General features: G+C 64.7%; 16 protein-coding genes. 2 read left to right on the top strand and 14 right to left on the bottom strand.

Annotated features, from left to right (window positions below; translation table 11 throughout):
* Positions 1 to 10: 10 nt before the first annotated feature.
* From OH686_RS14460 to OH686_RS14445, 4 genes are all read right to left on the bottom strand, one after another.
* Positions 11 to 1,123: a hypothetical protein gene (locus tag OH686_RS14460; protein ID WP_289533483.1), complete on the bottom strand. Its 1,113-nt coding sequence runs from the start codon at positions 1,121 to 1,123 to the stop codon at positions 11 to 13.
* A 117-nt stretch (positions 1,124 to 1,240) separates the two neighbouring features.
* A complete protein-coding gene (locus OH686_RS14455) occupies positions 1,241 to 2,071 on the bottom strand; it encodes a hypothetical protein (RefSeq protein WP_289533481.1) in 831 nt (276 codons plus the stop codon).
* Between the two features lie 8 nt (positions 2,072 to 2,079).
* The gene (locus tag OH686_RS14450) at positions 2,080 to 2,247 is read right to left on the bottom strand and encodes a hypothetical protein (protein ID WP_289533480.1); all 168 of its coding nucleotides are present in this window, start codon (positions 2,245 to 2,247) and stop codon (positions 2,080 to 2,082) included.
* A 231-nt stretch (positions 2,248 to 2,478) separates the two neighbouring features.
* Positions 2,479 to 3,723, bottom strand: a complete 1,245-nt coding sequence (locus OH686_RS14445) for a cyclic di-GMP phosphodiesterase (protein WP_289533478.1) — start codon at positions 3,721 to 3,723, stop codon at positions 2,479 to 2,481.
* A 155-nt stretch (positions 3,724 to 3,878) separates the two neighbouring features.
* Between OH686_RS14445 and yihG the strand changes: the two genes are divergently transcribed.
* Positions 3,879 to 4,766, top strand: a complete 888-nt coding sequence (gene yihG / locus OH686_RS14440; RefSeq protein WP_289533477.1) for a 1-acylglycerol-3-phosphate O-acyltransferase, YihG family — start codon at positions 3,879 to 3,881, stop codon at positions 4,764 to 4,766.
* 109 nt (positions 4,767 to 4,875) lie between these two features.
* Positions 4,876 to 6,210 carry an ATP-dependent RNA helicase DbpA gene (dbpA, locus tag OH686_RS14435; protein WP_502942814.1) on the top strand — a complete coding sequence of 445 codons (1,335 nt, stop codon included), beginning with the start codon at positions 4,876 to 4,878 and terminating at the stop codon, positions 6,208 to 6,210.
* Between the two features lie 160 nt (positions 6,211 to 6,370).
* Here the strand turns inward: dbpA and OH686_RS14430 are convergent, their stop codons facing one another.
* From OH686_RS14430 to OH686_RS14385, 10 genes are all read right to left on the bottom strand, one after another.
* Positions 6,371 to 7,117 carry a substrate-binding periplasmic protein gene (locus OH686_RS14430; RefSeq protein ID WP_289533474.1) on the bottom strand — a complete coding sequence of 249 codons (747 nt, stop codon included), beginning with the start codon at positions 7,115 to 7,117 and terminating at the stop codon, positions 6,371 to 6,373.
* A gap of 449 nt (positions 7,118 to 7,566) precedes the next feature.
* Positions 7,567 to 11,703 (bottom strand): DUF6701 domain-containing protein, encoded by a 4,137-nt coding sequence (locus tag OH686_RS14425; RefSeq protein WP_289533472.1) that lies wholly within the window; start codon positions 11,701 to 11,703, stop codon positions 7,567 to 7,569.
* 4 nt (positions 11,704 to 11,707) lie between these two features.
* On the bottom strand, positions 11,708 to 12,070 hold the full coding sequence (locus OH686_RS14420) for a hypothetical protein (RefSeq protein WP_289533471.1): 363 nt from the start codon (positions 12,068 to 12,070) through the stop codon (positions 11,708 to 11,710).
* Positions 12,071 to 12,113: 43 nt separating this feature from the next.
* On the bottom strand, positions 12,114 to 12,995 hold the full coding sequence (locus tag OH686_RS14415) for a PulJ/GspJ family protein (RefSeq protein WP_289533469.1): 882 nt from the start codon (positions 12,993 to 12,995) through the stop codon (positions 12,114 to 12,116).
* The gene (locus OH686_RS14410; protein WP_289533467.1) at positions 12,995 to 13,450 is read right to left on the bottom strand and encodes a prepilin-type N-terminal cleavage/methylation domain-containing protein; all 456 of its coding nucleotides are present in this window, start codon (positions 13,448 to 13,450) and stop codon (positions 12,995 to 12,997) included. Before OH686_RS14410 ends, OH686_RS14415 begins: the two co-directional genes overlap by 1 nt.
* A complete protein-coding gene (locus OH686_RS14405) occupies positions 13,447 to 13,848 on the bottom strand; it encodes a prepilin-type N-terminal cleavage/methylation domain-containing protein (protein ID WP_502942739.1) in 402 nt (133 codons plus the stop codon). Before OH686_RS14405 ends, OH686_RS14410 begins: the two co-directional genes overlap by 4 nt.
* Before the next feature lie 47 nt (positions 13,849 to 13,895).
* Positions 13,896 to 14,357, bottom strand: a complete 462-nt coding sequence (locus OH686_RS14400; RefSeq protein WP_289533465.1) for a prepilin-type N-terminal cleavage/methylation domain-containing protein — start codon at positions 14,355 to 14,357, stop codon at positions 13,896 to 13,898.
* A gap of 23 nt (positions 14,358 to 14,380) precedes the next feature.
* Positions 14,381 to 14,869, bottom strand: a complete 489-nt coding sequence (locus tag OH686_RS14395; RefSeq protein ID WP_289533463.1) for a type II secretion system protein — start codon at positions 14,867 to 14,869, stop codon at positions 14,381 to 14,383.
* Between the two features lie 17 nt (positions 14,870 to 14,886).
* Complete coding sequence (locus tag OH686_RS14390; RefSeq protein ID WP_289533462.1) at positions 14,887 to 15,405, bottom strand: hypothetical protein; 519 nt, start codon at positions 15,403 to 15,405, stop codon at positions 14,887 to 14,889.
* On the bottom strand, positions 15,402 to 16,637 hold the full coding sequence (locus tag OH686_RS14385) for a type II secretion system F family protein (protein ID WP_289533460.1): 1,236 nt from the start codon (positions 16,635 to 16,637) through the stop codon (positions 15,402 to 15,404). Before OH686_RS14385 ends, OH686_RS14390 begins: the two co-directional genes overlap by 4 nt.
* Between the last annotated feature and the right edge of the window lie 6 nt (positions 16,638 to 16,643).

Raw genomic sequence — 16,643 nt, 5'->3', positions numbered from 1 at the left:
GCGCCCGAACTCAGGGCTGGGGCCAGCGCGGGCGCACGCTGGCGATGAAGGCGCGCTCGCCCTCCAGTTGGCCGACCAGCAGCTGGCCATCGGCGCTGATGCCGGTGGCCTGCACCACCGGCATCGCGGCGGCGGCCAGGGAATTCTCGTAGAGCCAGGCCTCGACCGTGCGCATGCCGCCGCTGGCGGTCCAGACGAAGCCGCGCTCGCCATCGTCGGCGCTGCCGTCACTGGCCACCCCGACGACCACCGTGCCGTCGGCACTGACCGCGTTGGCGCGTGAGACCAGGCCGCCGTTCAGGCCACCGAGGCTGCGCATGCCGGTCTCCTCGCGCCAGACGAAGGCGCGCAGGGCCTCGCCGGCATGACCGTCGGCGGCCACCCCCACTATGGTGCTGCCGTCGGCGCTGATCGCCGTGGCCATCGAGTAGTGGCCGCCGTTCAGCGTGCCCAGGCTGCGCAGGCCATCCTGCTCGGTCCAGCGCACGGCGCGACGCGCGTTGTCGCGGGCGCCGTCGTCGGCGTAGCCGGCGATCACCCGGCCATTGGCGCTCACCGCGCAGGCGTGGCTGCTGAGGCCACCGCTCAGGGTGCCCAGGCTGCGCATGCCGCTGGCGAAGGTCCAGTAGAAGCCGCGGCAGGCATGGCCGATGGCGCCGTCGGCGGCATCGCCCACCACCACCAGCCCGTCGGCGCTGCAGGCGTAGGCCTGGGAGTAGCGTCCGTAGTTGAGCGCGCCGAGGTTGTGCATGCCGCCCTGACGAGTCCAGCGGAAGGCGCGGTCGGCGCCCTCGGCATCGCCATCCTCGGCGGTGCCCACCACCACTCGGCCGTAGGCGCTGATGGCCTCGGCCGCACTGTAGCGACCACCGTTGAGACCATTGAGCTTGTGCAGGCCGCCGGCGCGGGTCCAGACGAACGCGCGCAGGCTCAGCGCATCCGCCGGATCGGCCAGCATGCCGACCACGTGCAGGCCGTCGGCGCTCACCGCGGTCACCCGCAGGTAACCATCGCCGGCCGGCCCGGCAATACGTTCCAGACCTATGAACTCGGGCTCCGCCGCGAGCAGCCGGGCGGTCAGCGCGGAGCTGACGGGCCAGGCCTGATACTGCAAGTCTTTCATCCTTGTCACCGTTTCACTTACCGAAAGAGCAGGCGGCGCTCCCCTGATTCCAGCTTCCCGACACGGAAGCACCGCCTGCCACGCCCATTTTCCAGCGCAGCGTTCGCGCAGCGTTCGCTAGCGGGCCGAAGGTTCGATTTCCCGCAGCAGGGCCTTCCAGTCGGTAAGGAACAGCACGCCGATCATCCGCCCGATGGTGCCGGCCGGGTCCATCTGCTTCTGCGGAACGCCGCGCCACTGGCTGGACACCCGCGCAGTGAGGAACTGGATCTCCCCCGCCGGCCGACTGGGGTCGAGCAGCTGCGGGTTGACCTTGTAGCCATACGGCGGGTTGGCCAGGAACAGCGGTCGGCCGCTGTTGTTCAGCACCAGCATGTAGCCGTCGCCGCGATTGACCATGGCGATGTCGTTCCAGCGCCCGATCGGCTGGCGGCCGTCCAGGTCGTCCAGCTCGTTGGCCCGCACTTCGAGGAACGACGCCTCGCCGGGCGTGTGGTAGCGGCCATCGGCACCACGACGGGTGGCCGTGTCATCGAGGTTCAGCGGGTAGGCACCGACACCCACGCCGCCGGTTGCCGGCACCGGCATCGGCCCGCCGCGCACCGGCCCCATGGAGCCGCTGGCGGTCATGCTGAAACCTCGTGGATCGCGCAGCAGCGGATGGCGCAGCAGCTCGCCCTGCAGGCGTGCCAGCTTGGCGCGCAGCTCAACCACCCCGGGGCCCTGGGTCGGGCCGCCACCGGTGTGGGTCTTTTTCACGGTCCGGCCCGGCGCCTGGAGCGACGGATTGGCGGACACGGCCATCGAGGGCTGGCGCCAGTAATCGACGATGTACTGGGCATAGAAGGGCGCGCCTTCGAACATCCGGGCGCCGTCGCCGGCCTGGGCCAGCGAGGCCCAGGCCAGCAGCGGCAGTGCGCCCAGCAGTACGGACAATCTGCTCGACATGAGGGCTCCTAGGGCTGCCGCGGCGCGTTGATGGAGGTCGGCTGGTGCGGCTTGCCCGGCGCCCGCTCCCCGGCGGTCGAACGCTCCGCATCGGTATTGGCGTGGCAGGGGCCGGCAGCTAGCAAAGTGGCGGAGCAGAGCAGGGCCAGCAATGTGGCGAGCGATATCTGGTGCATGGTGTGTTCCTCGTTCCTGAAGGATTACGCCACCGACTTCCGCGCTGGTGGCCAGCCGTGCCCCCTCGGCAAGGCGGCGCCTCGGGGACAGGCTCGGCACTTTGCGCGGTCAGCGTTCGCCGTTCGTTCGCCTGGGCGAACAGGCGCGCACAGGCCAACGGGCGGTAGCGCTGGCCACCACCACAGGAGAGAGGGAGGGTTGATGTGCCTATGCGTGCCGGCGGCGCAGGGTCAGCCGAAGATCGAGCCCTTGCTGGCCGGAATGCCGGACCAGAGTTCCTCGATGTTCTTGAAGCCCCAGTCCTCGGCTGACTCGCGCGCGACTATCTTGTCGCGCCCGGCCAGCTTGGCCAGGTCGAGCACTTCCTGGGGAATCGGCAGCTTGGAGCGGGCGGAGAAGAACACCTTGACCCGTGGCGTGAGCAGCGACTTCTCGTGCTGCTCCAGGACCACGCCGAGGCGGCCGCTCTCCAGGCGCACCAAGGCGCCGACCGGGTAGATGCCCACCGATTTGACGAAGGCCTGGAATATCTGCGGATCGAAGTGGCCCTTCCATTCGGCCATCTTGCGGATCGCCTCGGCCGGGTCCCAGCCCTTCTTGTACGGGCGGTCCGAGGTGATCGCGTCATACACGTCGCACACCGCGCCCATCCGCGCGAACAGGCTGATCTGCTCGCCGACCAGGCGGTGCGGGTAGCCCGAACCGTCGAACTTCTCGTGGTGGTGCAGGCACACGTCGAGCACCAGGGCACTGACCTGTCGGCAGTCCAGCAGCATCCGCGTGCCCTGCTCGGGGTGGCCGCGCATGGTGCCGAATTCGGCATCGGTGAGCTTGTCCGGCTTGTTGAGTATGGCGTCGGGAATGGCCATCTTGCCGATGTCATGCAGCAGGCCCGCCTCGCCCGCCTCGCGCACCTGCTCCTCGGTCATGCCCAGCTGGCGCGCCAGGGCGATCATCAGCGCGCACACCGCCACCGAGTGCATGTAGGTGTATTCGTCGGAGGTCTTCAGGCGCGCCAGGCTGATCAGCGCGTTGGGGTGGCGAAGCACCGAATCGGAGATTTCCTGCACCAGCGTGGCCACATGCTCCATGGCGATGGCCTGGCCCATGCGCGCGTCGCTGAACATTTCCACCACCGCCGCCTTGGCCTGCGAGCACAGCTTGATCGCCCGCTGCACTTCCTGGTCGAGGCTGGTGCGGGCCGGCGGCGTGCGGCTGTCGGCAGCCAGCAGCCGCGCCTCGGCTTCCGCCTCGACCTCGGCGACGCTCTGGCTGGCCTGCCCCGGCGCCACATCGTGGCCCTTGCTGACGTCGATCCACAGCTCGTGCACGTCGCTGTCGCGCACGCGCTGCAGATCGCGCTCGTTGTCGAGCAGGAAGCGCCCTTTCCAGAACGGATGGTCCATCCATGAACCGCAGAACTCGTGGATATACATGCCGATGCGCAGCTCGGCGACAGCGATACGTTTGAGCACGATGGAAGACCGGAGGGATACGTTCTTGTTGAAATCAAGAATACGCCAGCTTGCGACAAGGCACATTGCCATCAAGGCATTTTTACCGCCGACGGCGTTGCTCGCGGGCGCGACCCGCCAGTTATCATGGGCACACTTCGCGACAAGGAGTCCCCATGCGTCGACTGCTCACCGCCTGCAGCGTGGTCTTGCTACTGCTGCTCAACACCCTGATCCTGATCGGCCCGCTGCTGCTGATCGCCCTGCTCAAGCTGGTGCTGCCGGGCAAGCGCCTGCGCAACGCCTGTTCGCGCGGGGTGATGTGGGTGGCGGAAACCTGGGCCGAGATCGACAAGCTGATCTTCGCTCTGCTCACCCCGACCCTGTGGGACATCCGCGGCGGCGAGGGCCTGCGCCGCGACCGTTCCTACCTGGTGGTCAGCAACCACCAGTCCTGGGTCGACATCCCGGCGCTGGTGCAGGCCTTCAACCGCAGGACTCCCTATTTCAAGTTCTTCCTCAAGCAAGAGTTGATCTGGGTGCCCTTCCTCGGCCTGGCCTTCTGGGCTCTCGATTATCCGTTCATGAAGCGCTACTCCAAGGCCTACCTGGCCAAAAACCCGCAGATGGCCGGCAAGGATCTGGAGATCACCAAGCGCGCCTGCGAGCGTTTTAAGGACCTGCCGGTGACGGTGGTCAACTACCTGGAAGGCACCCGCTGCACCCCGTTCAAGCAGGCCCAGCAGGGCTCGCCCTACCAGCACCTGCTCAAGCCCAAGGCGGGCGGCGTGGCCTTCACCCTGGCGGCCCTGGGCCCGCAGCTCGACGCCCTGCTCGACGTCACCCTGGTCTACCCGGGCCAGCGCCCACCGGGCTTCTGGAAGCTGATCAGCGGCCAGGTGCCGAAGGTAATCATGGACATCCGCACCCACGAGCTGGACCCAACCCTATGGGCCGGCGACTACGAGAACGATCCCGAATTCCGCCAGTACGTGCAGGCCTGGGTCAGCCGGCTGTGGCAAGACAAGGACGCGCACATCGCCGAGCTCAAGCGCAGCGTCTGATCGGCGCGGCGGGAGCGCGACGGCGCGGCCTGTTACACTTCGCGCCCGCCCTCCCCGCCAGGTTCGCCCCGTGACCACCGCCTTCGCTTCCCTGTCGCTGTCCGCCGCCATGCGCGACAACCTCGCCGCCCTCGGCTACGCCGAGATGACGCCGATCCAGGCCGCCAGCCTGCCGCTGATCCTCAAGGGCCGCGACCTGATCGCCCAGGCCAAGACCGGCAGCGGCAAGACCGCGGCCTTCGGCATCGGCCTGCTGCACCCGCTGAACCCACGCTTCTTCGGCTGCCAGGCGCTGGTGCTGTGCCCGACCCGCGAGCTGGCCGACCAGGTGGCCAAGGAGCTGCGCCGCCTGGCCCGCGCGGCGGACAACATCAAGATCCTGACCCTCTGCGGCGGCGTGCCCTTCGGCCCGCAGATCGGCTCGCTGGAGCACGGCGCCCACGTGGTCGTCGGCACCCCGGGGCGCATCCAGGAGCACCTGCGCAAGGGCACCCTGAAGCTCGACGGCCTCAATACCCTGGTGCTGGACGAAGCCGACCGCATGCTCGACATGGGCTTCTTCGACAGCATCGCCGAGGTCATCGAGCAGACCCCGGCGCGCCGCCAGACCCTGCTGTTCTCCGCCACCTACCCGGCCGGCATCGAGCAGCTGGCCGCGCGCTTCCTGCGCGATCCCGAGCGGGTACAGGTGGAGGCCCTGCACGACGACGGGCAGATCGAGCAGCGCTTCTACGAGATCGACGGCAAGCAGCGCATGGAGGCGGTGATCCGCCTGCTGCGCCACTTCCGCAAGCAGCCGGCGGTGGCCTTCTGCGCCACCCGCCAGCAGTGCGACGAGCTGGCGGCGATCCTCGAGGCGGAAAAGATCTCCGCCGCCGCCCTGCACGGCGACCTGGAGCAGCGCGACCGCGATCAGGTGCTGACCCTGTTCGCCAACCGCAGCCTCAGCGTGCTGGTGGCCACCGACGTGGCCGCCCGCGGCCTGGACATCGCCGGCCTGGAGCTGGTGATCAACGTCGAGCTGGCTCGCGACGCCCAGGTGCATATCCACCGCATCGGCCGCAGCGGCCGCGCCGGCGAGAAGGGCCTGGCCGTGAGCCTGGTAGCGCCCAGCGAGGCCAGCCGCGCCCAGGCCATCGAGGAGCTGCAGGGCAGCCCGCTGACCTGGCAACTGCTCGGCGAGCTGAAGGACAAGGGCGAGCCGCTGCTGCCGCCGATGCACAGCCTGTGTCTGGCCGCCGGGCGCAAGGACAAGCTGCGCCCCGGCGACATCCTCGGCGCGCTGACCGGCGATGCCGGCATCCCCGGCGACAAGGTCGGCAAGATCGCCATTTTCGACTATCAAGCCTACGTCGCGGTGGATCGCGACCTCGCCAAGCAGGCCATGCAGCGCCTGCAGAGCGGCAAGATCAAGGGGCGCGCGGTGCGCGTGCGGATGCTCTGAGGTTTTGCCCCCTCTCCCTCCGGGAGAGGGTTGGGGCGGCCCGCGCAGGGTGAGGGCGCTAAGCCGACACAGGACGCCAAAGCCGAGGGCCGGGATGATCCATCTACACTCGATTCCCTCACCCGCCCTCCGGGCACCCTATCCGAGAGAGGGAATCGCGCTAATCGCCGCTGGCCAAACCATGGCGCTGGAAGATGCGCCGGTAGCCGCCGTCCGCACGCATCGCCGCGATGTTGGCGTTGAACTCGCGGACGATCTGCTGGTGCAGCGGGTGGCTGCGGCGCACCAGAATGTGCAGGCCGTTCTCGCTCAACGGCACCTCGACGAACTCCACCGCATCACGCACCTCGCGCAGGTCGCGATTGAGGTGATACTGCGCCACCAATTCGTCTTCCAGGGTCAGTTGCACCCGCCCGGCCGCCAGCATGCGCGCGCCCATGGCAAACTCCAGCACCGGCACCTTGCTCAGCCCCTGAGCGGCATCGAAGGCCGCGTCGTAGCTGTAGCCACGCACCACGGCGATGCTGTGCGGCTGCAGGCTATCCAGCCCGCTGTATTCGATGGGCATGCCGGCGCGGCGCAGGAAGCGAATGCGGTTGACCAGGTAGGGATCGGAAAACAGCCCGAACTGGGTGCGCTCGGCGCTGTACCAGGCGGCCACTATCACGTCGTAGTCGCCCTGCTGCAGACCGCGCAACACCCGCGCCCAAGGCACCTCGACGTACTCGGTGGTATGTCCGGCGCGCTGCAGCGCCGTGCTCACCAGATCCGCCGCCAGGCCGTTGTTGGGCAGACGCTGATCGGTGAAGGGAGGCCAGGAGTCGCCGGTGAGCCGCAGATGCTCGGCCACCGCCTGCTCTCCCAGAAGCAGGGCGACCAGCAACGCGATACCAGGGAATCGACTCATGCCCGACTTCCGACTACGAGGGACCCTCTAAGACTAGCCATCTCCCCGCCCACCCGCGCGACCGTCGGGCAGCAGGCGTGCCCGCGCTCACAACCCGCTCCCTGCATGCACCTCTGCTGTGCGCCGCTCACCAATTCCGGGCCTTGCTGAGGGGCTCTGACAGCAGGGAAACCAGCCAAATGCGCGCCGTAATAAAACTGGCACACCTCATGCTTAGTATCAGGTAACTCCAGTTTTGGGGACCTTGGTACAGGCAGGCCGGGGAATCCCCTCTTTTACACCCCAGGCAAAAGGCCGTCCTTAGAGGCGGCCTTTTTGCTTTCCAAGGCCGTATTTTGCCGGCCTGGCAAGCTTCGAGAGGCGACAGCGCAGCACTTCGGCCCCGACTTTCCTCCCGCCCTGCTTCCTGACGGCACGTTCAGTTCTGGTGCAGGCCGCACCGATGCTGGTCAGCGATACAGCTCGCGGCGGAAGATCAACGGGGTCGCGCCCTTGTAGGTACCGAAGCTGGCGAGACCACGCGCCTCGGTGCGACTCACACCATCCCAGGGATAGCGCAGCCAGGTCGAAGCAGTGGGAAAACTGGCTTGCACGCTGCCGTCGTTGCCGACCCCGGGAGCACTCAGCGATATGTTCCAGCGGCCTGCCGCCAATTGCCCTGTCGTCGGCGTCGTCTCTCCGACCCCCAGGTTGCCGTTATGCCTGTCCAACGTCGCTGCTCCTAAAAGGGTACAGGTGTCCCCAGCCTCGACTTGGAAACTGCCGCCAGCGATGTTCTGCCAGCTCTCCAGCGTCACGGGCAGGCTCAGGCTCTGCAATTCCGAGCCACTGGCATTGCCGATGCGCAGGCGCCCCAGACGTATATCGCTGCCGCCGAAGTCGAAGCTATAGGCGCTGCAGACCGTGCTGTCGGCCATATAACATGCCCCGTCGGCGTCCTTTAGCGCCTCAATCGAAAACCCCTGCCTGACAGCAGCAGCCACCGGGTAATCATTGCCGTCTGGAAGGCTGGCTGGATTGGTTAAGCCATAGACCAGTTGCTCGCCTGCCCAGGAAAAAATCTTCAGACCGTCACCTACGGTGTTATCGATGACGGACGTGGTTAATGTCCCCTGCTGGGTCAGACGCGCATTCAATCCGCTACGGTTGCTGATCACCGAGACATAGTTGTCACGGGCCGGCGTTGGCAGGCGCCAGAACGCTCCGCGATCATAGTTTTGCGTCACGTGCTTCAGCCTGCTGTATCCGGTTACCGTCAGCCTCGGCTGCTGGTTGGCCGCAAAGCTTATTGCTTGCCCTTGGTAGCTAAAGAGGCCGCAACTAGGCGTCAGCGCGGCATCACCAGACAGTTCTAGATAAGCGGGAATGAAACGCCCAACGCGACCGCTTTGGCTCACAGCATGACTCATTGATGCGCCGAGATACGTAGGTGGTGTAGCTGTCAGCCGAAAGACGCCTACCTCATCGATAGAGCGGGCAATCGTGGTGGGGGCATCGGGTGTGCTGCTAGAGGCGCGCAGATGTTCATATTTGTATGGGTCTTGTAGAGCAGTATCGGCTCCAAAGATGTCGGCCACCCGACCGCCGGCTGGCTCCAGAATCGTCAAAGCTAATGGCACGGCAGTCTGCTGGTAGTTTGGGGTCCCCTCTATCGGATTTGGTGGAACGTTCTTGTCCCAGCAAATGTTGTCCGCCATTAAGGGTGGTGATGCATCGGTTTGGCTGGTCCAGATCACAGGGCGGAACTGCACATTGAACAGGTCGCCTGCCCTTACGTTGGCCAGTACCGGAGAGCTTGCCGAATAATCAGTCCCGGCCTGGGATCCCGTGAGGATGCATAAGCCGTAGGGTCTACTGACGAACTGGCCGGTGCCGGCGATCACTGGATTCGCTGGGCTATCGACGAGGGAAGCATTCAGCCTCATCAGTCCTGCGTCGTTATAGCGCACCTTCGGTTTCGGACTGACCATGCTCTTGTCGTCGAAGTACAGACTGAAAGTAGTCGGCGTAGCCGATGCGGCAGCGGCTACGGTCGTAGTGGTAATAACGGTACCGTTGATCACTACCAACTTAGTGCCCGTGGTCGGATCGCTGTAGGTCGCATTGAGGCGCACATCGCGAGTCACCCTGTCGAAACTCGGCACACAGACCGCCGCGTTGTCCGACTTGCGCACGGCCTGGATGGTGGCCTCGGCCTCCTTGCCGGCAATCAGGTCAGGGACAGTGATCAGAAAACCAGTGTCGGCAAAGGTGATCCTGCAGCCGCTGGTCGAGCAGACCCGCTGGCTGAATGGCCGCACCGAGGGTACGGAGCTCGACTCGCCAACCACCACGTCCCCCGCTCCGCTGCGCAGCTGCGCGGTGGCGGTGCCCCCGGAGAAGGTGATGACGTTTCCGCCAGCCATGGTCGCCGGGGCGTTCGCCGTCCATCCCGCTGTCGGGGTCAGGGTCACGCTCACGGGATCGGTGTATAGCGTGGAGCAACTCGTGTTCTGGCAGGCCTTAATGGTCACCGTCTGCGGATTGCAGGTCAGCGCGCTGCCGGAATAGACGTACTCGAAGTGATCGACCTGCGCACCTATGGAGTTCATCTTGCTGGCGCAGATCTGCAGATCGTCCAGCTCATGGATGTTGTAGGCGCTGCCGGTGGAGCCCGTCAACGACAGGTAGAAGTCGCTGGGGATACCGGCCTGATTGGTCGCGGCGCGAACGTCGAACGATGGAATCAGCGTAGCGAAGCTGCCGGTACCCACCTTGCGCTCCAGCCGGGCCATGGTCTTGCCGGGGACGGTGCTATCCAGGGTGATGCGATAGATATGTGCGGGACCGGCCGTGCTGCCCGACACATCGATGCCTGGAGTAAGTGTGCCGGTCCCCGTCAGGTAGCGATAACCGGTGGTGCCCGAACCCGACCCGCGCATGGCCACAGAATCCTGCCTGGCCCCTACGGAGCCAGGGCCACCTTCGTTGGAGAAGTTACCGTACTCGTCGATGCCAACACCGAGCCAGCCGCCAGCGAAGCCCGTGGTATCGGAGGTTCCCTTGGTGCCATAGCCCAGCGGGCCGCCAAAGGCGCCGGGTTGCGGGGTGATGCTGGCATCGGAGAACACTACCGCCACGCCGTCCGCGCCATTGCCACCGTAGGCGTTATAGGTGAATTGCACCTGCACGTAGTTGCTGTTGGCCGGCAGCAAACGCTGCAGGGTGGCGGCGGTGGCCACGTTGGTCGAGCTGTCCGTCAGGCGCAGGCGATTGTTGACTATACGCGGAGTGCCGAAGCTGCCGCTGCGGCTGGTTACCACCCAGTCGTCGCTACCCAGGCTGCTGCGATTGAAATTGTCGGTGAAACACACCGGGGTCACGCTGGCGTTGCAGGCGTTGGCTGGCGTGGAGTTGGGCAGACAGGTTCCGGTCACCGTGCTCGGGCTGTTGACGTTAATGGTCGAGTAATTAGGTGCGGTGAAATCGCCGAACGCCGTGGTGTTGTTCAGGCTCACCGCACCGCTGACGGAGGTCACGGTGACCTTGCTTTCTGCGCTGCCCAGCGAGCTGTCGGTGAAGGTCACAGTGCTGGCACCACTGACCGTGCCGCTAGTCATGGTCACACCGGAGAAAGTGGCAGCGTTGTTATTGGCGTAAAAGGCACCGGCGATCGTCCCGCCAGTGATGCTGATTCCCGACGAATCAGAGCGTGCGCCACCCGCCAGGTTGGTGCCGTTGGTGGTGACCTGGCAGCAACCGCTGCGCACCAACCCGGTCACGCTGCCGCCGGTGAGACTGACTGCACCATTGGTGCTGGTCAGCGTGCCATTGAATACCGTGCCATTGGTCGAGGTGATATTTCCAGATGACTGCAGATTGCCGCCGACGCTGCCGCCTGAAAAGGTGCCCGCCCCGGTGGTCGTCACGTTACCGCCGAAGCTAGTGCCTGTCGCATCGAGCGCCGCGTTAATCTGAGCAGCGCCTGTCACGCTGCCGCCCGAGAGCGTTGTCGTGCCTGTGGTTGTCAGCGTGCTGCCGAAGGTCGCTGACGAAGTTGTCAGCGTACCGGAGATACTTGCGGCACCGGCAATGCTGCTGGTAGTGAGGTTGTTGGGGCCGCTGCTGGTCAGCGTTCCGCTCACGGACGTATCGACCAATGTGATCGAACCACTGCTGGACTGCAGGGAACCGTTGAGATCGGCACCATTCAGGTTTATGGCACCACTGTCGGAGCGTACCCCTCCGTTAATGGTGGTGTTGCCCGTCGAACTCAGATTACCTGAGGTGGTCCGCAGGCTGATGCTCTTGCTGGATGTCCCCACAGTGTTGCTGGTCAGACTTATCGTGCCGGTAGCTATCACCGTGATGTCGTCCAGCGCCTCGCCACCCGCCGTACGCACTGCCAGCACGTCACCGGATGCCAGAGTGAGGTTGCCGCTACAGGTGAAGGTGCTTCCGCTCTTGCTCCAGGATCCGGAACAGATGGCCGGGCTGGTAGGGCTAGGGAAAGTATCCGAGTTTCGGAAGGTATAGGTGACAGCCTGGGCCAGCCCACTCGCCAGCAAGCTCAGGACCAGAACACAGTAATGCAAGGCTTTGTGCATCTGGCTATCGCTCCACCGTGGCGGTCAGTTGCCTGTAGGCATAGTCGGGACGGCCTCCAGGTGTTCCATTCTGCGCAGTGGCGGTGAAACGGAAGATGGTGATGGCCGTCCCCAGCTCATTGGTATAGCCGGCACTGCTGCAGGCCACCACCACCGTGAAGTCGCTCAGGTTGCCACCCGCCAAACTAGGATTGCCTGCGGCGCAGTTACCGGCATTTATAGCCTGGGTGATACCCCAGTCCAGACCCGATCTCGCCGCCTGATAGGCCCGCGCCTGCTGGATGGCCAAGCTGCTGGTGCCGTGCTGCGCGGACGACAGACGAGACATGGCAGCGATCACCAACGCCACGACTATGATCAGAAACATGGCAGCCACCAGGCCGAAGCCAGACTGCTGTCGGCTTATGGACTCAGGGCGCATTGTCGACATGGACCTGCTGCATCAGTTGCACGCTCTCGCCGACCTGGCTGAGCTGCAGATTGAGGGCCAGCAACCCAGAGCGCTGGGTGCTGCCGGGCTGATAGACGAAATTACAACTGGCGACGTTGGCAGCCACAGGCTGCGGATTGGAGCCTGCAGGCGGTACATTCGGAATCGCCGCCAGCAGCTGGTTGTAGCTGTAGCGCAGCAGCTGGTTGCCGCTGCAGCGATAGCCCACGACCGTCTGTGCCAGATAGAGACGCCGCTGCGGCGAGGCAAAGGCGAACTGGAAACCGCTGGCTGGGAGGTTGCCCAGAATGATCTGGCTCTCTCCCGCCGGAGCGGCGTTGACCACGTTGAAGGTAGTGCCGATAGGGGTGATCACCCCTGGATTACCCCCACCCCAGACGTTACTGCCCGGCTCGGGGACCCCACCCGACACGGCGCCAACGTTGTACAGCACCATCCAGTTGGCACCGGCCGGATTGATGCCGGCATCCAGTACCTGCACGCTGTCGCAGCGCCCACCGACAGTCGAGCTGCCACAGCTACCGGCGGCCGCAGTGGAGAAGCTCAGCCCCTCGCCGCCGACTCGGTTGGGCCGATAACGCGCCGCGCTATGGATCAGCAACAGCTCCACCGCCTGACCATCGGCCGAGACACGCAGTGAATTAGGAATGGCAAGACGCACATCGCGGCTCATGCGATTCAGCGCGCCAGCGGCCTGGTCCACCAGGATCGCCCGGCTGCTCTGCCCGGCGAAGCCCTCAAGCGGCCGCGACAGTACGGTGCTGATCATCAGCGCCACCAACCCCGACAAGGCAATGACCATCACCAGTTCGACCAGGGTGAATGCACGCAGGCGCCGCATCAGTAACGCGTCCTGTAGCTGCCAAGCTGCAGCGTTTGGCCGGCTGGATCGGTCACCATTACCTGCACGTAGAGCGCATTGGTCGCCGCTAAACCGGCCCAGGCCTGAGGCACGACCGACACCTGTACGCGATAACCTGCCAGAGCAGCGATGGCCTGACCGCGCGCATCGCGGGCGCCATTGTCATTGACGCCGTTATAGTCGCAGACGTTGTCGTAAGTGGCCCGACTGGCCGGTGGTGTCGGGCACACGGCATTGCTCGGGTCAAGAAACGGCTGCAGAAGAATCTCTTCTAGGTACGACTCGGCAATAGCCAGACTCTGCTGACGCAGCAAGGGATCGGCCGAACGCCCGGTAATGGCCGCCATGGCGCTAAACAGCGCGGCCGCTGCGATGCCGATGATCACTATGGTGATCACCAGTTCGACCAGGGTCATGCCGGCCTGGCGGCTCATTGCACCATACCGGTACCGGCCGTCACGCTGATGGTGAAGGCACCGAGGGTGGCGCTCGCCGCGGCCGACGGGCGACCCTGCGAGTCGAACACCACGGGAAAGGTGCTTGCCGAAACGCTCACACCATTGGGTACGGTGCCGGCGAAGGGAGTTTGCCCATCCGGCCCCTGAACCTCAGTGCCATAGGCTCCACTGGTGCAGTTGTCGGCGCGTCGCAGGCGGTAGCCGTTGCCATCCAGGCCGATCTGGATCAGGCAGCCGCTGGCCACGGCCAGCTTCTGCCCATAACGCACGGCTGCCAGGGATTCTTCGTAGAACATGCGCTCGTCGAAGACCCGTCTATCGAAAAAACGCGGCCCCACCACGGCAGCAAGGATCCCAATGATCACGATGACCATCGTTAGCTCGACCAGGGTAAAGCCGCGTTGCGCCAAGTCAGCTAGCCTCAGCAGCCAGGCACCGTAGTGTTGCTATCGGTAATACCCGAAATAACAGGAGCAGTGTTCGCAGCTGTGGGCTGGGTATAGGTAAAAGAACAAGTCCCAAGAGTAACGGTCATCACATTGCCAGCAAACGCAATGGTGTAGTCGGCAGCGACCAGTTGCGCAGCCGCCTGAATTCCCGTAGCGCTTGCCTGCGGATATCCGAACACAACGTTGATGTTGGTACCTTCCAGCGAAACAGTGGCCGGCGTAGTGAGGTCGCCTGTCACATTCCGAGCAAGAGCGGCGGAGTGAACAATGCCACTCGCACTCTTAACTGCCCCCAAAGCGCCGTTGATGGAGGCCTGACGGGCATCCCCTCCCAGATCAGCAAACCGAGGCAGTGCAAATGCCGCCAGAATGCCCAGAATCACGATGACCATGATCAGCTCGATCAGGGTGAAACCACCTTGTTGTCTTTTCATTTTTCAAAGTCCCCAGGAGTGGATTATTCGGTGAAGACCGTGTTCACGGTGCCGTTGGTGGATTCGTAGGTAATGGTGTCGTTGCCGTCGTCCGCCTGATAGGTGTAGACACAGTTCGTACCGGTACTGGTGACAACGTAGTCGATGCCTGTCGCGGCAGCAGCGGCCACAGTAGGCGCCGAGCCTTGCAGCAAAGCGCCCCACAGCTGCACGCAGTCGAGCGTATCCGCAGTGCCAAGCGGCCAGCCGCTGGCATTCACATCGACAGTGCCGGTACCGAACCCAGCAACGTTGGTGTTGGGGGTGGCGATGCCCTTGCTACGGTTGACTTCCCACTGCGAGCGCACCAGCACCACGGCGGAAGCCAATGCTCCACCGGCCCCCTCCACAGCGGCGCGATGAGCATCCTTGGTGGCATTCATGAAGCGCGGTAGCGCCACTGCGGCAAGGATGCCGAGGATAACGATCACCACCACCAGTTCGATTAGGGTAAAGCCTTTGCTGTTCTTCATCTTTCTTCCTCTGTGACTCAAAACCCTTGCGCGGCCAATTCCACGGCAGGGACCGCTTCAAGCTCCAGGGCAAAGGCGCCTCGACCGGATTGTGACGCAGTCGGCATTCCTTCGGGAACTGCCAACAGCCTCCAGGCGCGCACCTCACTCCCCTCTCTTGTCCATCCGTCGGCGAACCTGGGTCGATACAGCACCCAGGCCTGGTTCTGCAGCCAGTACCAGCAGCCGCTCTGCGGCTCGCCGTCTGCGGCCAGTTCGCCGCAGTAGTTGTCCTGCTGCCAGCGCAGCAGCACGAACGGATTCCTCTTCCTCCAGGACTTGTCCAGCCCCCGGTCCTTCGCCATCTGTTCCGCCGCCAGGCTGCTCAGGCTGGCGGCCAGGTGTTCGCGAGTGGCCTGCATGGCCCGCTCCTCGCTGACCTCGGCGATCTTCCAGCCCAGCGCCAGCACCACGCTCACCAGCATTACCAGCCCCAGCCCCCAACCGAACAGTCGCGAGCGTCGTACCCAATAGTCGGCCTCGTAGTCCGGGCTCACGCGCCGCCCTTGGCCACCGACGCCAGCTCCCACATGGGCAGGAACACGCCCAAGGCCAGCACCAGCACCATCACACCCATGGCCACGATCAGGATCGGTTCGATGGCCGATGCTAATTGTTTGAGGTCGTAGTCCACTTCCTGTTCATAGAAATCCGCCACCTCGACGAACAGGTCGTCCAGCGCGCCGGTCTCTTCGCCGACCGCCATCATCTGCAACACCAGCGGGGTGAACAGGCCGCTGGCCGACGCCGTGCGGGTCAGCGCCTCGCCGCGCTCGACGCCCTCGCGCATGCCGAGGATGGCCTGGCCGATATGCCGATTGCCGACGCTGGCGCTGTTGATCGACAGGGTCTGCAGCAGCGGCACACCCGCCTTGTACATCATGGCGAAGGTGCGGGTGAAACGCGCCAGGGCGATGCGTTCGAAGATGCCGCCGACGATGGGCAGACGCAGCTTGATGCGGTCCCAGCGCAGCGCACCGTCATCGGTCTCGATCCACTTGAAGAAGGCGTAGAGCGCGCCGCCGAACAGGATCGCCAGCAACCACCAGAAGTCCTGGAAGAACTGCGAAGTGCCGATCAGCACCCGGGTTGGCCAGGGCAGGTCGGCCTTGAATTGCTCGAACACCTTGGCGAAGGCCGGGATCACGAACAGGTTGATCACCACCAGGGCGACGCCCATGGCGGCGAGCACGAACAGCGGATAGCGGGTCGCCTGCTTGATGCGCTTGCGCGTCTCGCGCTCCAGTTCCAGATAGCTGGACAGCTGGCGGAAGGCCTGGTCGAGCTGGCCGGTGTTCTCGCCAACGCTGATCATGCTGATGAACAGGGTGTTGAATACCTTGGGGTGGGTATGCAGGGCCATGGCCATGCTCATGCCGCCTTCCAGGTCGGCGCGCACCGCCTGCAGCACCTCGCGGAAGTACTGGTTGCGGTGCGACTCGGCCAAACCACCGATGGCGCGGATGATCGGCACGCCGGCCTTGCTCAGGCTGTACATCTGGCGGCAGAAGATGATCAGTTCCTCGAGGTCGACGCGCTTGCGCCGCAGCTTCTCGCGCAGGGTGGCGAGCACATCCTCGCTGGTCTGCTCGGCCTGTTCCTCGATGGTCAGCGGCGTGATCTTCTGCGCCAGCAGATCGCTGGCCACACTGTCGCTGCTGGCGCCCTGCAGGGTGCCAACGACCTTGCCACCCTGGGCATCACGCCCGGTGTAGCGGAACTGGCTCACGCCTCA

The organism is Pseudomonas sp. SO81 (assembly GCF_030374125.1).
Classification (GTDB): domain Bacteria; phylum Pseudomonadota; class Gammaproteobacteria; order Pseudomonadales; family Pseudomonadaceae; genus Aquipseudomonas.
Note: the sequence above shows the minus strand (reverse complement) of the source record. Positions and strands in the feature narration are given on the sequence as shown.